At 68.4% G+C, this 13,999-nt stretch carries 18 protein-coding genes; 5 read left to right on the top strand and 13 right to left on the bottom strand.

All coding sequences use genetic code 11. The features are described from left to right. Position 1: 1 nt before the first annotated feature. The 9 genes from QFX32_06400 to QFX32_06360 are packed head-to-tail and all read right to left on the bottom strand — an operon-like array spanning position 2 to position 5,819. Positions 2-754: a proteasome assembly chaperone family protein gene (locus tag QFX32_06400; GenBank protein ID MDI9633672.1), complete on the bottom strand. Its 753-nt coding sequence runs from the start codon at positions 752-754 to the stop codon at positions 2-4. Then, a complete protein-coding gene (locus QFX32_06395) occupies positions 742-903 on the bottom strand; it encodes an RNA-protein complex protein Nop10 (GenBank protein ID MDI9633671.1) in 162 nt (53 codons plus the stop codon). The genes QFX32_06400 and QFX32_06395 overlap by 13 nt, the downstream gene beginning before the upstream one ends. Continuing rightward, positions 900-1,688: a translation initiation factor IF-2 subunit alpha gene (locus QFX32_06390; GenBank protein MDI9633670.1), complete on the bottom strand. Its 789-nt coding sequence runs from the start codon at positions 1,686-1,688 to the stop codon at positions 900-902. Before QFX32_06390 ends, QFX32_06395 begins: the two co-directional genes overlap by 4 nt. A 3-nt stretch (positions 1,689-1,691) precedes the next feature. Further along, entirely contained in the window at positions 1,692-1,880 is a 189-nt protein-coding gene (locus QFX32_06385; GenBank protein ID MDI9633669.1) for a 30S ribosomal protein S27e, read from the bottom strand. A gap of 6 nt (positions 1,881-1,886) precedes the next feature. Then, positions 1,887-2,165 carry a 50S ribosomal protein L44e gene (locus QFX32_06380; protein ID MDI9633668.1) on the bottom strand — a complete coding sequence of 93 codons (279 nt, stop codon included), beginning with the start codon at positions 2,163-2,165 and terminating at the stop codon, positions 1,887-1,889. Between the two features lie 37 nt (positions 2,166-2,202). Beyond that, positions 2,203-2,814: a hypothetical protein gene (locus QFX32_06375; GenBank protein MDI9633667.1), complete on the bottom strand. Its 612-nt coding sequence runs from the start codon at positions 2,812-2,814 to the stop codon at positions 2,203-2,205. Then, a complete protein-coding gene (locus QFX32_06370; protein ID MDI9633666.1) occupies positions 2,811-3,968 on the bottom strand; it encodes a DNA primase small subunit PriS in 1,158 nt (385 codons plus the stop codon). The genes QFX32_06375 and QFX32_06370 overlap by 4 nt, the downstream gene beginning before the upstream one ends. Then, positions 3,965-5,539: a tRNA uridine(34) 5-carboxymethylaminomethyl modification radical SAM/GNAT enzyme Elp3 gene (locus tag QFX32_06365; GenBank protein ID MDI9633665.1), complete on the bottom strand. Its 1,575-nt coding sequence runs from the start codon at positions 5,537-5,539 to the stop codon at positions 3,965-3,967. Before QFX32_06365 ends, QFX32_06370 begins: the two co-directional genes overlap by 4 nt. Positions 5,540-5,552: 13 nt before the next feature. After that, positions 5,553-5,819 carry a UPF0058 family protein gene (locus QFX32_06360; protein MDI9633664.1) on the bottom strand — a complete coding sequence of 89 codons (267 nt, stop codon included), beginning with the start codon at positions 5,817-5,819 and terminating at the stop codon, positions 5,553-5,555. Between the two features lie 54 nt (positions 5,820-5,873). On the opposite strand from QFX32_06360, the gene QFX32_06355 reads away from it, so the two are divergent. Beyond that, positions 5,874-6,758 carry an ADP-ribosylglycohydrolase family protein gene (locus QFX32_06355; GenBank protein MDI9633663.1) on the top strand — a complete coding sequence of 295 codons (885 nt, stop codon included), beginning with the start codon at positions 5,874-5,876 and terminating at the stop codon, positions 6,756-6,758. 6 nt (positions 6,759-6,764) lie between these two features. On the opposite strand, the gene QFX32_06350 is transcribed toward QFX32_06355, so the two are convergent. Both QFX32_06350 and QFX32_06345 read right to left on the bottom strand, forming a co-directional pair. After that, positions 6,765-7,226: a UPF0179 family protein gene (locus QFX32_06350; GenBank protein MDI9633662.1), complete on the bottom strand. Its 462-nt coding sequence runs from the start codon at positions 7,224-7,226 to the stop codon at positions 6,765-6,767. Beyond that, positions 7,216-8,295: an NAD(P)-dependent glycerol-1-phosphate dehydrogenase gene (locus QFX32_06345; GenBank protein MDI9633661.1), complete on the bottom strand. Its 1,080-nt coding sequence runs from the start codon at positions 8,293-8,295 to the stop codon at positions 7,216-7,218. The genes QFX32_06350 and QFX32_06345 overlap by 11 nt, the downstream gene beginning before the upstream one ends. 12 nt (positions 8,296-8,307) lie before the next feature. On the opposite strand from QFX32_06345, the gene QFX32_06340 reads away from it, so the two are divergent. Genes QFX32_06340 through proS form a run of 3 tightly spaced genes read left to right on the top strand, consistent with a single transcriptional unit; the run spans position 8,308 to position 11,157 of the window. Next, positions 8,308-9,156, top strand: a complete 849-nt coding sequence (locus QFX32_06340) for a DUF63 family protein (protein MDI9633660.1) — start codon at positions 8,308-8,310, stop codon at positions 9,154-9,156. Continuing rightward, the gene (locus tag QFX32_06335; GenBank protein MDI9633659.1) at positions 9,149-9,709 is read left to right on the top strand and encodes a stage II sporulation protein M; all 561 of its coding nucleotides are present in this window, start codon (positions 9,149-9,151) and stop codon (positions 9,707-9,709) included. The genes QFX32_06340 and QFX32_06335 overlap by 8 nt, the downstream gene beginning before the upstream one ends. Positions 9,710-9,720: 11 nt before the next feature. Then, positions 9,721-11,157, top strand: coding sequence for a proline--tRNA ligase (gene proS, locus QFX32_06330; GenBank protein ID MDI9633658.1), 1,437 nt, complete (start codon positions 9,721-9,723; stop codon positions 11,155-11,157). 61 nt (positions 11,158-11,218) lie between these two features. On the opposite strand, the gene QFX32_06325 is transcribed toward proS, so the two are convergent. Both QFX32_06325 and QFX32_06320 read right to left on the bottom strand, forming a co-directional pair. Further along, positions 11,219-11,677, bottom strand: a complete 459-nt coding sequence (locus tag QFX32_06325; protein ID MDI9633657.1) for a hypothetical protein — start codon at positions 11,675-11,677, stop codon at positions 11,219-11,221. 313 nt (positions 11,678-11,990) lie between these two features. Beyond that, positions 11,991-12,920: a tetratricopeptide repeat protein gene (locus tag QFX32_06320; GenBank protein ID MDI9633656.1), complete on the bottom strand. Its 930-nt coding sequence runs from the start codon at positions 12,918-12,920 to the stop codon at positions 11,991-11,993. 197 nt (positions 12,921-13,117) lie between these two features. Here QFX32_06320 and thiD point away from each other — a divergent pair, with 197 nt between their 5' ends. Next, positions 13,118-13,951, top strand: a complete 834-nt coding sequence (gene thiD, locus QFX32_06315) for a bifunctional hydroxymethylpyrimidine kinase/phosphomethylpyrimidine kinase (protein ID MDI9633655.1) — start codon at positions 13,118-13,120, stop codon at positions 13,949-13,951. Positions 13,952-13,999 lie beyond the last annotated feature (48 nt).

Below are 13,999 nucleotides of genomic sequence, written 5' to 3'. Positions count from 1 at the left end.
TTCAGACGAAGTACCGGAGTTCCTCGTCGCGCATGCTCCTCTCCGTGTCGACCAGCCTCTCTATCACGTGCTCAAGCTCGCGCCCCCGCTCCTCGAGGGTGGTCGCGTCGACCTCGATTTCGAGGAGCGTGCAGAGCACCGAGAGGACGCGCGCGGCGCTTTTAGGGTCCACGAGGTACCCGCTCGTCTCGCCCATGAGGCAGATCCCCTCCATGCCGTACTTCGTGCCGAGCCCCAGGAGCAGCCCCGCGGCCCCGACGATGCCCCCTCCCGGCTCGTCAGGGCTGATGACCGCGCCCGCGGCCTCGACCTCGGCCCTGAGTTCCTCCCGGTTGACAGCCGCAAGGACCCTCGGGACGTCCACGAGGTGCCCGACACCGTAGCCCCCGAGCGTGTAGACCCTCCCGACGCCGAGGTCGCGGGCGAGGGAGAGGTACGCGTCGGCGAGGAGGTAGTGCCCCTCGCCCGATGTGCTCTGGTAGTCGCCGACGAGGAAGAGGAGCCGTTTCCCCCCGGCCTCGGCGTGGTACACCTCGTTGTTCGCGAGCCGGACCGTCCCGTTCTCGAGGATGATGACCTGCGGGGGGAAGTAGATCGACTCGATCACGGCGACCTTGCGCGCCGAGAGCTCGTGGATCATGTGCTCGGCGACGAGCTTGCCGACGTGCCCGATCCCCGGCAGCCCCTCGATCAGGACCGGCGCCCTGAAATCCTCCGGGTCGCCCCCCGTGAACGTGACGGTTATGTCGTCCATCCGCGTGCGATCCTCCTGTACCGGGCGAGACGGTCGTCGGGCGAGAAACGCGCGGGATGCGCCGGGACGGTCGGCTCCCCGCAGGCGGGGCAGGAGGACTTGAGCGTGTACGTCCGGTCCCGCGGGCAGCGCCTCAGCCTGCCGCTCATGTGACCTTCCCGGACTTTGGTTTCTTCACGAACTTGCCCACGCCGCCGGCACGCTCGATGACCCCGATGGCCGCGGAGGCAGCCTTCTCGATCGCCTTCTCGGCAGCCTTGTAGTTGTCGGCCGTCACCTTGATCCGGTAGTTGGGGGCACCGAGGTACGTGAGCTCGATCTCGACGTTCGGGATCTTGGGCTCCGCGGAACGGAGTGCCCGCCTGATGATGTTCACGCCGTCGGGCTTGTCCGAGGTGAGGACGAGCGTCCCCGTGACCTCCACGCGCGGGATCTTCACGTTCTCGCGGGCGACCTGCACGAGCGCGGAGAGGGCGGCGGGGGAGAGGGGGAGGGACGCCGCGATGTCCTCGCCCGCGACGATGTCCTCGAAGACCGAGTAGAGGTCGCCGTACCGGGAGTAGATGGCAGCCTCGATGTCCTCGGCCTTCTCACCCGCGGCCGCCGCGGCAAAGCCGATCCACTTCTTCGCCTTCTGCTCGTTCTTCCATTCCCGTATCTTCTCGCGGCGCTGGTGCTCGTTCACATCCTTGAGCGAGAGGTCGATGTGCCCTCGGGAGGGGTCGACGTGGAGCACCTTGCAGACGACCTTCTGGCCCTCGCGGACGTGGTCGCGGATGTACTTGATCCAGCCGGTCGCCACCTCGGAGATGGGGATGAGGCCGATTCGCCCGGGGTACTCGTCGAGGCTGACGAACGCCGCGAAGTCCTTCACGTCGGTGACCGTGCAGACGACCAGTTCCCCGTTCTCCGGCCACTCCTTCCTCTCTGTCATCGGTCACTCGTACGTCGCGAGGATCTCGGCCTGCAGCCGTGCCTTCCCGCCCGCGGGCTCGGCGAGGACCCTCCCGCAGACGATGCAGTCCACCCTTGTACTCGCCTTCTCGAAGACGACCTGCTCGTTCTCGCAGTCCGGGCACTTCACCTTGAAGAACTTGCTCCTGTTCTCGCGGATCGCTCTGACCATGGCCCCTCACTCCACGAGCTCGAACTTCCCGGCCCGGACCCCCGGCCTCTGGTGCGCCTTGCCGCAGGTGCTGCACCTGTACCGGACGTGGATCCTCTTCGTCGGCTTGTCGCCGCCGGGGACCTTCGAGAACTTGCCCATGTTCCCGACGGTGCTCCTCCTCGCCTTCTGCCTGTCGATCCAGTGGAGACCCGAGGTCTTCCCCTTCCTGACCTTCTCCACCTCGTGGGTCTGGTGGGTGCGGCAGAACGGGCAGTATGTCCTGATTTTCTGTGGCATCTTCATGGAATCGGCCCCTCCTTGCGGGTATCGAATACTATCATTATTTGCCCGGGTTGATATTTAATACTATATTCCGCTCGCACAGGACTTCCGCGTTCCTCTCCGGGAGCGTCACGATGTCTTCCCTTTTGAGGTCGTAGATCCTCCCGTCCACGCCCATGAAGGGTTCCACGTCCCGCAGGACACGCGAGACAACGAAGGGGACCGCCGCGTGCTGCGCGGGAGCGGGGACCGCGGTCGCCCCCGGCGTTCCCGGCGCGGCGGGGGAGGGGCGCGGCGCGGCCTGCTCGAGGAGCCGGCAGCGCGCCGTCGCGAGTGCCTGCACGACGAGGTCGCACATCTCCCTCTCCTCGGGGATCAGCCTCTTTGTCTCCTCGCGGTCGACGTAGTGGCCGTCCTCCTGCGAGAGCGCGAGGGTGAGGATCTTCTCTGCCCGGATGCGGAAGATGTCGTGGAGGGTCTCCCGGATCGCGTTGATGCGCTGGATGAGGACCTGCGCCTCCTCCGAGAAGGGATCGCTGCAGGCGCGGAGCTCCTCGTGGAGCCTCGCGAGGACCTCCTGCGCCGAGGAGAAGAGGTCGTGCGGGATCTGGACGAGCCTTCCTGACTCCCGCTCGGAGAGGAGGATGACCCGGAGCTCGTCGAGGTTCACCCGCCCCCCACCCCCGCGATCTCCGCCGCGCCGCGGCAGCAGAGGAAGACCGCGAGCGCCTCGGGTACCCGCGCGGTCCCCTTCTCGAGCCTGTGGACCGACCCGAGCATCGGCATCGCGAGGGGGAACGCGACCTCGATTGCGACCTCCCGCTCGGAGAAGACGACCGCGTCGACGAGGGGGTCGAAGTCGGGGAGTTCCCGGGGCGCAAGGGGGGTCACCCGGAGCCCGCTCCCGCCGTGGAGGGACGAGGGCATCCGGATCAGCCTCTTCGTGTCGGTCGTCACCGGCTCGTCGGCGAGGGCAGCCCTCTCCCGGAGCATCGCAGCAAACCTCCCGTTCCTGTCGGCCATGAGGCCGCGCACCACCCGCGCGACGACGGGGTCGCGGAGGGTGATCCCGGGGGATCCACCCGAGAGGGCGGAGAGGAGCGACGGGATCCGCCGGGCGAACTCATCGGCGGTCGTCCTGCCCACCCCCTCGAGCGCCGTGAGCGCATCCCTCCTCTCGCCTTCCCCGAGGCTCTCCAGCCATAGGAGGTACTCTGCGAGTGCATCTATATAGCGGTGGTACCACCCGCGGGGCGAATGTGCGCGGCGCGAGAGGATCCGCGCGGGATCGAGGCCGATGCCGCAGACGTAGTCGACGATCTCCCTCCTCTCGCTGCTCCCGAAGTCCCTGACGGAAGGGTCCCGGACGTGGACGTGGTAGCCCCTCCCCCCCGAGAAGACGACCTCGATGTCGGCCTCGGCAAACCCGAGCTCGAGGGTGAGCATCTCGAGGAGTTTCTCCGTCTCCTCCCTCACGCGCCCGAGCATCCGGTCGTAGGGGCCCCGCATGAGGTGGTCCGCGTCGAGGTCGAAGATGAGGTCTGCGCCGAGCCACCCCTTCTCCTGCATCGTGGGGGCATCGGGCCTCTCGTAGTAGGCCGTCGAGTAGTAGGCGTGGGCGGGGACCATCCCCCTCACGTAGGCGAAGAGTTCCTCGCGGGTGGCAAACGCGAGGTGGCGGCGCATGCGCGTGGTCTCCGCGTCCATCTCGAGGAAGACGAACGCCCACTCGCGCTGGGGGACGGACGGGGGGGAGAGGAGGGGGGCCTTCCCGTAGTACGAGGAGAAACGCTGCCGCAGGAACTCGAATGTGGCCGCCTTCATGCGAGCGTCTTGTGCATGTAGGGCCCCCTCCGCTCGTACCCGCACCGCCAATAGTAGGGGCGGACGCCGATGCCGCTCATCACGGAGATCTCCCTGTACCCCTCCGCGGACGCGATCTCCTCGGCGGCGGCGAGGAGTGCCCTCCCGTGCCTCCTGTGCTGCATCTCCCCCTGCGACGGGGTGGCCCCGATCGGGACCATGCTCCCGTAGACGTGCAGCTCGCGCAGGAGCGCGGAGTCCCCCGTCCCGGGCACCCACCGCTCCCCGCCCGTCCGGAGGCGGGCGAACCCGACGAGGGCATCCCCCGAGGTGACGGAGATGAAGTGCTCTCTCCCCCCCGCCGCGTCGTACGCGAGGACCGAGAGCTCCTCCTCCCCGCCCCCGCCGGACCTCCCCGCCTCCCGGCACCTGATGCACCGGCACTTCCTCCCCGTCTCCGCGAGGCGCTTCCTGCACAGCTCGCGGAGGTTGCCGTGTCGGGACCCGGCGAGGATGAGGCCCGCGGGGATGTCCCGCTGGATCCGCTGGAGCCGCACGTAGGGGGGGAGGAGGGCCTTTGCGTCGGCGACGAGGTCGACGAGGAGGTCTTCCGGGTACGGTTCGTACTCCCCCTTCCGCCAGAGTGCCTCGAGCTCCGTACCCGGCGTGACGAGGGTCGGGTAGATCTTGAGGAAGTCGGGGCGGAACGAGGGATTGTCGAAGAGCTCCCGGAACATCCACCGGTCGAGCGCAGGGTCGCTGCCGGGGAGGTTGGGCATGACGTGGTACCCGACCTTCAGCCCCGCGTCGCGCAGGAGCCTCGTCGCCTCTGCCGTGTCGGCGACCGTGCACCCCCTCCTGTTCCGGGCGAGGACCGCGTCGTCGAGGTGCTGGACGCCCAGTTCCACCTTCGTCACGCCGAGCGAGAGCATCCGCGCGACGTGCTCCTCCCGGCACCAGTCGGGGCGGGTCTCGAACGTGAGCGCGACGCACCGGACGCGGGCAGTCTCGTTCTCGGCAAAGACCCCCCCGGTGTCGTCCCGCGGACTCCCCGGGGCCCCGCCGTGCTCGTTCATCGCGCGGATGCACTCGCGCACGAACCACTCCTGGTACTCCGCGGGCCGCGCCGTCATCGTCCCCCCCATCACGATCAGCTCGGCCTTGTCGACGTGGTGGCCGAGCGCCTCGAACTGCCCGAGCCGCGCCCTGACCTGCGCGTACGGGTCGTAGCCGTGCTCGCGTGCCCTTTTTGCAGCCGGCTCCTCGCCCGTGTAGCTCTGGGGGGACCGGAACGGGTGGTCCGGCCCGCCGGGGCAGGGGAGGCATTTCCCGTGGGGGCAGGGCGAGGGCGAGGTCATCACCGCGACCGGCGCGACGCCCGAGAGGGTCCGCGTCGGCTTCACGAGGAGGAGCCTCCGCAACGTCTCCCGCTCTTCCGGGGTCGCGGCCGCGAGGATGGCGGAATTCTTCGGGACGGACCCGGCGCCGAGCCTCCTGCAGACCTCTACCTTCAGCCTCGCGACGTCCTGCGGCCGCGTCGCGCGCGAGGCGATCGCCTCGAGTATCTCGCGGGAGATGTCGGCCTCCGCCATGGAAAAGGAGTGGTCAGTGCTCCGCAGCAACCTGCTCCGAGACTGCCTTTGGGGAATACCCCACCCTCAGCACCTGGCTGTTCCGGAGGTGGGTGACGATGTCCTCGCCGAGGGCAAGAATAGCTTCCTTGTGGCACTTCTTGTTCTTGTGGATGTGGACGGGAGAAATATCGAGGGAATCGTACCGTTTCGTGGGGATTTGCTGGTTGGTGATGGTCTCGTAGTATTTCTTGATGTGGATCATGAGCATGTGGAGGTGGAGGAGCTCTTCCTTCTGCACGATATCACCTTCTGCAACATGACTACTTTTTCCAGGACCAGATATAATTTATTGGTGAGGTTTATATCGGACCTTTCGCGCGTAACGGGCGTCCTCCTCGGGATTGCGATCGGTGACGCCCTCGGTGCGCCCTTCGAGGGGGGAGGTCCCCCGGACGTCCCCGTCCGCTCGTACTACGCGGGCGGGAGGGTCCCCCGGGCCGCGGGGGAGTACACGGACGACACCCTGCAGGCGCTCGCGCTCGCCGAGTCGCTCGCCGCGTGCCGGGGGTTCTGCCCGGCAGATTTCGTGGCCCGGCTGGAGAGGGAGTACGCGCTCCACCGCGAGTTCTTCGGGCCGACCACCTCCGCGGTCCTCCTCCTCGTGCAGCAGGGCGAGGACATCCGTTCCGCAGCGTCCCGCGTTCACGAAGAGAGGGGCTCCAGCAGGAGCAACGGGAGCGTGGTGCGCGGCCCGCCGCTCGGGGTCTACTTCCCGGGCCCCGGGCTCGAGGCGGTGTCCCTCGCCTGCTCGGCGCTCACCCACGCCGACCCCGTCCCGGGGGCGTGCTCGGCCTTCGTGAACCGGATGGTGAGCGAGATGTGCAGGGGTGCCACGCGGGAGGAAGCGTATTTTCGTGCGCTCCGGCGGTGCCGCGACCCGGAGGTCGCCCGCGTGCTCGGCTCGTGGGCGGATTTCCCCCCCGTCCCCGGCCTCGACGCGCTCGAGGCAACGCACGCGGCGCTCTCCGTCTTCCTGCGCACGCGCAGTTTCCCCGACTGCGTCGCCGCGGCCGTGGCCCTCGGGGGCGACGCGGACAGCGTTGCCGCGCTCGCCGGGGCGCTCGCCGGGGCGCACTACGGCTCCCGCGCCGTCCCGGCGGCGTGGATCGCGGGCCTCCGCGGGCGGGAGCGGGTCATCGACGCGGCCTACGCGCTCTGGTCGGCGCTGCGGACCTGAACGCCCTCACACTGCCCGGAGCTCGACGAGCTTGAGCGTCCACCCCTTCTCGCACGCGACCGGGGCGGTCCCAGCGACCTCCGCGACCACGTACTTCTCGCCGGGGAGGGCGCCGTCGGGGTTGCAGAGCGCGTAGTTCTCGCACGCCTCCCGCGAGCAGGGGGGAGAAAAGACGATCCGCGAGTTCCTGATGGCCATGTCCGCGCTGATCAGGGCGCGGACCGGTGCCTCCACGACCTCGACGGCACAGGCGCCCCCGTGGTGGACGGTGCAGGGGTGGCGGGTCTGCCGGACGCCCACGATCCGGTACTTCCTCCCCTTTCGGAGGTTGTGGCAGGCCTTCCGGACGGCGCACTCCCCGCACTCGGGCAGCGACCCCTCGTACACGAACTCGAGGCCGACCCTCGCGATCTCGCTGCCGATGAGGGTCACCTTCGCCTTCTGCTCGGGGGCCTTCTCACTCTTCATAGAGCATCTTCACGAGTTTCGTCGCCGACTCGCGCGTGATCCCGGTGTCGAGGATGGTGAACCGCTCCGGCCGGATGGTGTGCGCCGCGAGGAGTGCCTCGACCGCCGTCCCGTCGTCGATGCCCAGCTCGCGGGGGGTGGTCGGTGCCCCGATCGCCCGCAGCGCCGCCCGGATGCGCCGCCAGTCCCCGCCGTGGAGGTACATCACCATGATGGTCCCTAATCCGCAGGCCTCGCCGTGGAGGACCCTGCCCGGCGCGAGCCTCTCGAGGGCGTGGGCGAACTTGTGTTCGCCCCCCGACCCCGGCCGCGACGACCCGGCGATGCTCATCGCGACGCCCGAGGAGACGAGCGCCTTCGTGACCATCCACGCGGACTCCTCGCTGTGCGGCTTGATGCTGCGGGCGTTCTTCATCAGGAGCTCGGCGGTCATCCGGGAGAGGGCGATCGCGTACTCGCTGATCGGCTCGTGCTTCAGCCTGTGCGCGAGTTCCCAGTCGAGCACCGCGGTCGAGTTCGCGATCACGTCGGCGCACCCGGCGGCAAGCAGCCTGTGCGGTGCCGCGGCGATGATCCCGGTGTCGGCGACGATCCCCACCGGGGGGTGCGCCTCGAGCGACGCGTTCCCGTCGGCGAGGGGGACGGACGCCCTCGCGGAGGCGATCCCGTCGTGGGACGCGGCGGTCGGGACAGAGAGGAACGGCCGATCGAGGTTGTAGGAGACGATCTTCGCGCAGTCGATGACCCTGCCTCCCCCCACCCCGACGAGGAAGCCGGCGCCCTTCGCCGCCCTCTCGGCCTCCGCGATCGTCTCCATGTTCATCTCGCCCACGGTGAACGTGGAGACACGGTACTTCCCCGAGAGAAGGGAGACCACCCTCTCCCCCGCGTGCTCCCTCGTGCTCCTCCCGAAGAAGACCACCGCGTGCTCCTCGAGGCAGAGATCGGCGCAGACCTCGGGGATTTGCGGGAGAACGTTGTGGCCGATGACGACGTCCCGGGGCAGCTGCATCCACCGGGACTTGTCAAAGGGCTTCGTTCTGAGTAATTTTATCGGGTCTGCGCTCATAGGTACCCGGAAGTGATTGGGGAGTTCATAGAGAAATACTACATCGATCCGATCCGCTACGGGCAGCCGTACAACGTGGTGGACACGACGACCTACGCGGTCGTCCTCGTCGCCGCCGTGTACCTCCTCTCGAGGTGGCTCTCCCGCTCGCGGACGGTCCGGGTCGACAGGGACTTCGTCCTCGCGACGCTCCCCTTCGTGGTGATGGGGGGGCTCCTCCGCGTGGTCGAGGACACGGGGATTGTCCCGACCGGCTGGAACTACCTCCTCATCACCCCCCTCATCTTCTTCGTCCTCTTCCTCTACGCGGCGGGAGCCCTCCTCGTCTCGGCAGCGCTCGAGGAGAGGGGCATTGTCGGGGACTACCGATTGCCCTACGCGGGGGCGGGGGCCGCGGGGGCGCTCGCGGCGGGACTCGTGCTCGTCTCCTTCGGCATCGGGAACGGGATAATCGCGCTCGACGTGCTCTTCTCCATCCTTTCGCTCGCACTCGCGGCGACGGCCGCGGTCTTCCTCTTCATGCGGCACGTCCTCTCGTGGGAGTACGTGCGGGACCCGCTCTACGTCGTCCTCCTCTTCGGCCAGCTCCTCGACGCGAGCGCGACAGCGTACGGGATCGACCTCCACCCCCTCCACTACGTCGAGGTCCACGTCGTGGGGTCGCACCTCGTCGCGTGGACCGGCACCGCGTTCTCGATGTTCCCCCTCAAGCTCCTCGTCCTCTTCCCCGGCATCCCGATCCTCGAGAGGTTCCGTTCCGAGGGGCACCCCGTGCTCTGGCACCTCGTCCTCCTCGCCATGGTCACGGTGGGCCTCGCGCCGGGGGTGAGGGACATGGCAAGGATGGTGCTCTATGTCTGACCTCGCACGCGAATCCCTCGCCGCGGTCGTCATCCTCTGCATCTCCCTCGCGATGGGCATGCTCACGGCGATGCAGGATCCCTCGACCGGCGAACGGATCATGTCCCTCCTCCGCGAGACGGTCCTCGGCGACGGGCAGGACGTGTCGCCCCCGCTCCTCGCGGCAAAGCTCTTCCTCAACAACCTGCAGGCATGCCTCCTCATGTTCCTCGGGGGTGCGTCCCTCGGCGTCCTCACGGTCTTCATCATCACGGTGAACGGCTTTGCGATAGGCGCCGTCCTCGAGCTCGTGAGGGAGCAGCACAGCCCCCTCTTCGTGGCCGCCGCCCTGCTCCCCCACGGCATCTTCGAGATCCCGGCGTTCGTCCTCTCCGGGGCGCTCGGTTTCACGCTCGCGCGTGCCCTCTGGCACGAGTGGACGGCCGGGACCGATGCCGCGGCAGAGGCCGCCGCCCTCGGGCGCATCTTTGTCTCCCGCGTCGTCCCGCTCGTCGCGGTCGCCGCGCTCGTGGAGGCATTTATTACGCCAGCAATCCTACATTTCCTCGTTTGAGGTGCGTTTTTTTGGCCGAGTCAGACGAAGGCAGCCTTCCCCCGAAGGAGAATTTCTCCGCGTGGTACAACGAGCTCCTCTGGCGCGCGGAGCTGATGGACGTCCGGTACCCGGTCAAGGGGCTCTACGTCTGGTTCCCCTTCGGGTTTGCTCTGAGGAAGAATGTGTACTCCCTGATGAGGGCGATCCTCGACCGCGACCACGAGGAGGCGCTCTTCCCCCTCCTGATCCCGGAGACCGAGCTTGCCAAGGAGGCGGCGCACATCAAGGGGTTCGAGGAGGAGGTGTACTGGGTGACCCACGGGGGGTCGACCCCGCTTGACGTCCGCCTCGCCCTCCGCCCGACGAGCGAGTGCGCGATCTACCCCATGTACGCCCTCTGGATCCGGTCCCACGCCGACCTCCCCCTCAGGATCTACCAGATAGTGAACACGTTCCGGTACGAGACGAAGCACACCCGCCCCCTCATCCGCCTCCGCGAGATCACGTCGTTCCAGGAGGCCCACACGGTGCACGCGAGCTGGGAGGAGGCCTGCGCGCAGGTGGAGGCCGCGATCGCCCTCTACCGGGAATTCTACGAGGCGCTCGCCGTCCCCGTCGTCGTGTCGCGCAGGCCGGACTGGGACAAGTTCCCGGGCGCGGACTACACGATGGCGGTCGACACCGTGATGCCCGACGGAAGGACGCTGCAGGTCGGGACGGTCCACCACCTCGGGGACCACTTCTCGCGGACGTTCGGGATCCAGTACGAGGACGTCGCGGGCGAGCAGAGGTACGCGCACCAGACGTGCTACGGGATCTCGGAGCGGTGCATCGCCGCGCTCGTCTCGCTCCACGGGGACGACCGGGGCCTCGTCCTCCCCCCGGCGGTCGCCCCGGTACAGGTCGTCGTCGTCCCCATCGTGACGGGGAAGCGCAAAGAGGAGGTCACCGCCGCCGCCGAGAGGGTGGGCGCGGCCCTCTCCGCCGGGAACCTCCGCGTGAAGGTCGACACGCGCGAGATGCGGCCCGGCGCGAAATACTACTACTGGGAGATGAGGGGGGTCCCGCTCCGGCTCGAGCTCGGGCCAAGGGACCTTGACGCACGCCAGGTCACGGCGGTCACGCGCCTGGGCGCGAGGACGGCGATCCCGGTGGAGAACGTCGTTGAGGGAGCGAGGGAGATCCTCTCCTCCTTCGAAAAGACGCTCCGGGAGAGGGCGTGGGCGCAGTTCCGCGGGAGCATCCGGGTGGCGCGGACCATCCGGGAGGCGGGCGAGGCGGCCGCACGGGGTGTCGCGCTCGTCCCGTGGTGCGGCGACCGCGATTGTGCCACGGCGATCGAGGAGGAGACGCGCGCGAGCGTGCTCGGGACAGAGGTCCGGTGGGACGGCGCGGGAGAGGCAGAGGGCCCGTGCATCGCCTGCGGCCGCGCGGGACGGCCGGCGCTGGTCGGGCGGTCCTACTAGTACAGGGGAAAATTGGGGGAAATCCGCGGGGTACACCCACGGGAGACACCCCCGCGCGCTCTCACCTGCACGAGTTGCAGCGGAAGGAGACGCGGAAGCCCGGGGCGGAGAGGTCGCCCGAGAGGATCTTCCTCCCCTGCCCGAGGAATATCCTCCCGCAACGGTCGCACCTGTGGGGGAGGTACCTCTCGATCTTCCCGGGCTCGAGCTCGAGCTCGAACCGCGTGTCGACGTGGTCGTGCCCCTCGCGGAGGCACGCCTCCTCGTACGTGGAGACGAGCTGCATCACCTTGAGGGGGCTTGCGCCCATGTCGGTGAGCATCTTGAAGAGGAAGTAGTTGAAGACGAGCCACGGGAAGTCCGCGCGCTCCCCCATGTCCTCGACGTCTTCCTCGATCTCCTCGAGGTCTTCAAGGGTGCAGCCGCAGAGCGGGCATCGGCCCTTCACGAGCTCGTCGAGGTAGACTTCTTCCTGGCAACCCGGACAGGTCGTGTGGGCAGCATGGGTCCTGTACGTCATGGTCGTGGTGTGCGCGTTCTTTTACCCCGGTGTGGGCGGGAAGAGATCTTATCCTTCTGTCCTCCGTGCTGTAGTGAGACTGGTCCGCATGACGGTACCATTTCTAGTCACCGCACGCCTGGAGAGGATGCCGGGGGCGGCTCTCGAACAGACCTCTGGCTGACCCGGTCCAGGGCAACTGCCTTTCCTATTTGTAACCCCACCACATAAACCATGCGCTCGGGAACTCTCGATCGCCCGGTGCAGGCCGATTACGGGGTATTTCGCGGGAGTGGGGGTGGCCTCCGGCGCCAGGGGGCGGCCCGCCCGGCCATCAGCGGACGAGGATCCCGAGCGCCTCGGAGAGGGCACGCAGGCCCTCCTCCCTCCTCCCCTCGCGCAGCAGCGTGACCGCCCGGGAGAGGCAGTCCCTTATCGATTCCCGGTCGAGGTCGTAGGCGACCATGAAGCACCGGACCGAATCCTCGATCTCGCCGGAGAGGAAGTAGCAGTTCGAGAGCTCGATCCACGCGTCCGCGTGGCGCGGGTCCTGCGCGACGACGGACTCGAGGATCCGGACCGCCTCCCTGCGCTGCCCCGTGCGGGAGAGGGCAAGGCCCTTCCAGTAGAGATTCCGCGGCCCCTCGATCGGCCGGGTCTCCTCGGCGCGTGCGAAGCAGGAGGCCGCCTCGCGGTACTTCCCCTGCCCGCAGAGCGCGATGCCCTTGAGGATCAAGGCCGAGTGGAAACCGGGCGAGAGGGAGAGGGCCCGCGAGAAACAGGAGATCGCCTCGTCCCACCGGCGGAGCTTGAGGAGGGCGTAGCCGCGGTTCACCCACGCCCCCACGTACCGCGGGCGGAGGGTCGTTGCGACCGTCGTGCACTCGAGCTCCTCCTCAAAGCGCCCCATCTCCCCGAGCACGTGCCCCTTCGCGTTCCACGCGCGGGCGTTCTTGGGATCGAGCGCGATCGCCCTCTCGCAGCAGACGAGTTTCTCCGAGTACCTCCCGAGTTTCCCGAGCGCAAACCCCCTGTTGAGCCACGCCTCCACGTTCCCCGGGTCGAGCGCGAGCGCGTGGTCGCACGCCTTGATCTCCTCGCGGTACCTCCCGAGCTTCCCGAGCGCAAAACCCGACGCGACCCACGCGGGGACGAAGAGGGGGTCTTGCCCGAGTGCCCGCCGGAAGAGCTCCAGTGCCTCCTCGTGGTTTCCCTTCCGCGATGCGAGGATCCCCTGCCGCACGAGGTCTCCCGCGGTGTCCACCGTACTCCCCGTGCTGCCGGAAAGACTCCCTCCCACGCGATCCCCCGCTCCCTCCTTCCCGGACTGTTCCGCCCTCGCCATGTGCCCCCGCGTCCCGCGCCTTCTCCCCTCAGTGTGTGATCTTCCGGGACCCATTAAAATCTCCCGGGGGAGCACCCCGCGAAGGTATAAAGCAGGGGGTGTCCCATCCCGATCGCATGGAAAGGGAGATCCCGCCGTGCGCGTGCACGATCGCCGGGTCCGACCCGTCGGGCGGCGCGGGCCTGCAGGCCGACCTCGGCGTCTTTGCCGCCCTCGGCGTCCACGGCCTCTCGGTCGTGACTGCGGTCACGGCCCAGAACACGCGGGGAGTGGCCGGGATCCACTTCGTCCCGCCGGGAGTGGTCGCGCTCCAGATCGCGACGCTCCGCGCGGAGTTTTCCATCCGTGCGGTGAAGACCGGGATGCCGGGGGAGAGCGGGTCGATCGGGGCGATCGCCCGGGAGATCCCGGATGGGGTCCCCCTCGTCCTCGACCCCGTCATGGTCTCGACGAGCGGGCACACCCTGCTCCCCGCGGATGCCCTCGACGCCCTCGTCTCTGAACTCCTCCCTCGGGCAACGATCGTGACGCCGAACGTCCACGAGGCCGAGGTCCTCTCGGGGATCTCGCCCGTGCGCGACGTCACGGGCGCGATCCGCGCCGCGAGGAGGATCCTCTCGCTCGGCCCGGAGTACGTGGTTATCAAGGGGGGGCACCTCCCCGGCGAGGAGGCGACCGACATCCTCGTCGGCCCGGACAGGGAGTGGGCGATCTCGACCCGCCGGTACCCATACGCGATCCACGGGGCGGGGTGCTGTTTCTCCGCGGCACTCTGCGCGTTCCTCGCGAGGGGGTACACGGTCGTGGAGGCTTTCTCGGGGGCAAAGGAGTTCATGGACGTCCTCGCGGGAAACGCCGTCCGGGCGCCGTCCGGGATGCACGTCCTCTCCCCGTCCGCGTGGCGGGAGGGGGTGGTTCTGCGCGGGGGGGAAAACCCGCTACATTCTTGAGGGTGGAGGGCACACGCACATTCACCTGCTGTCGAGGATCGCGGGGGA

The sequence above is a fragment of the Methanolinea sp. genome, from assembly GCA_030055515.1.
Classification (GTDB): domain Archaea; phylum Halobacteriota; class Methanomicrobia; order Methanomicrobiales; family Methanospirillaceae; genus Methanolinea_A.
This window is presented reverse-complemented; position numbering and strand designations above follow the sequence as displayed.

Coding starts and splice junctions, on each gene's coding strand:
- QFX32_06400 (MDI9633672.1), bottom strand. CDS start 754: ATGGACGACATAACCGTCACGTTCACGGGGGGCGACCCGGAGGATTTC.
- QFX32_06395 (MDI9633671.1), bottom strand. CDS start 903: ATGAGCGGCAGGCTGAGGCGCTGCCCGCGGGACCGGACGTACACGCTC.
- QFX32_06390 (MDI9633670.1), bottom strand. CDS start 1,688: ATGACAGAGAGGAAGGAGTGGCCGGAGAACGGGGAACTGGTCGTCTGC.
- QFX32_06385 (MDI9633669.1), bottom strand. CDS start 1,880: ATGGTCAGAGCGATCCGCGAGAACAGGAGCAAGTTCTTCAAGGTGAAG.
- QFX32_06380 (MDI9633668.1), bottom strand. CDS start 2,165: ATGAAGATGCCACAGAAAATCAGGACATACTGCCCGTTCTGCCGCACC.
- QFX32_06370 (MDI9633666.1), bottom strand. CDS start 3,968: ATGAAGGCGGCCACATTCGAGTTCCTGCGGCAGCGTTTCTCCTCGTAC.
- QFX32_06365 (MDI9633665.1), bottom strand. CDS start 5,539: ATGGCGGAGGCCGACATCTCCCGCGAGATACTCGAGGCGATCGCCTCG.
- QFX32_06350 (MDI9633662.1), bottom strand. CDS start 7,226: ATGAAGAGTGAGAAGGCCCCCGAGCAGAAGGCGAAGGTGACCCTCATC.
- QFX32_06345 (MDI9633661.1), bottom strand. CDS start 8,295: ATGAGCGCAGACCCGATAAAATTACTCAGAACGAAGCCCTTTGACAAG.
- QFX32_06335 (MDI9633659.1), top strand. CDS start 9,149: ATGTCTGACCTCGCACGCGAATCCCTCGCCGCGGTCGTCATCCTCTGC.
- QFX32_06325 (MDI9633657.1), bottom strand. CDS start 11,677: ATGACGTACAGGACCCATGCTGCCCACACGACCTGTCCGGGTTGCCAG.
- thiD (MDI9633655.1), top strand. CDS start 13,118: ATGGAAAGGGAGATCCCGCCGTGCGCGTGCACGATCGCCGGGTCCGAC.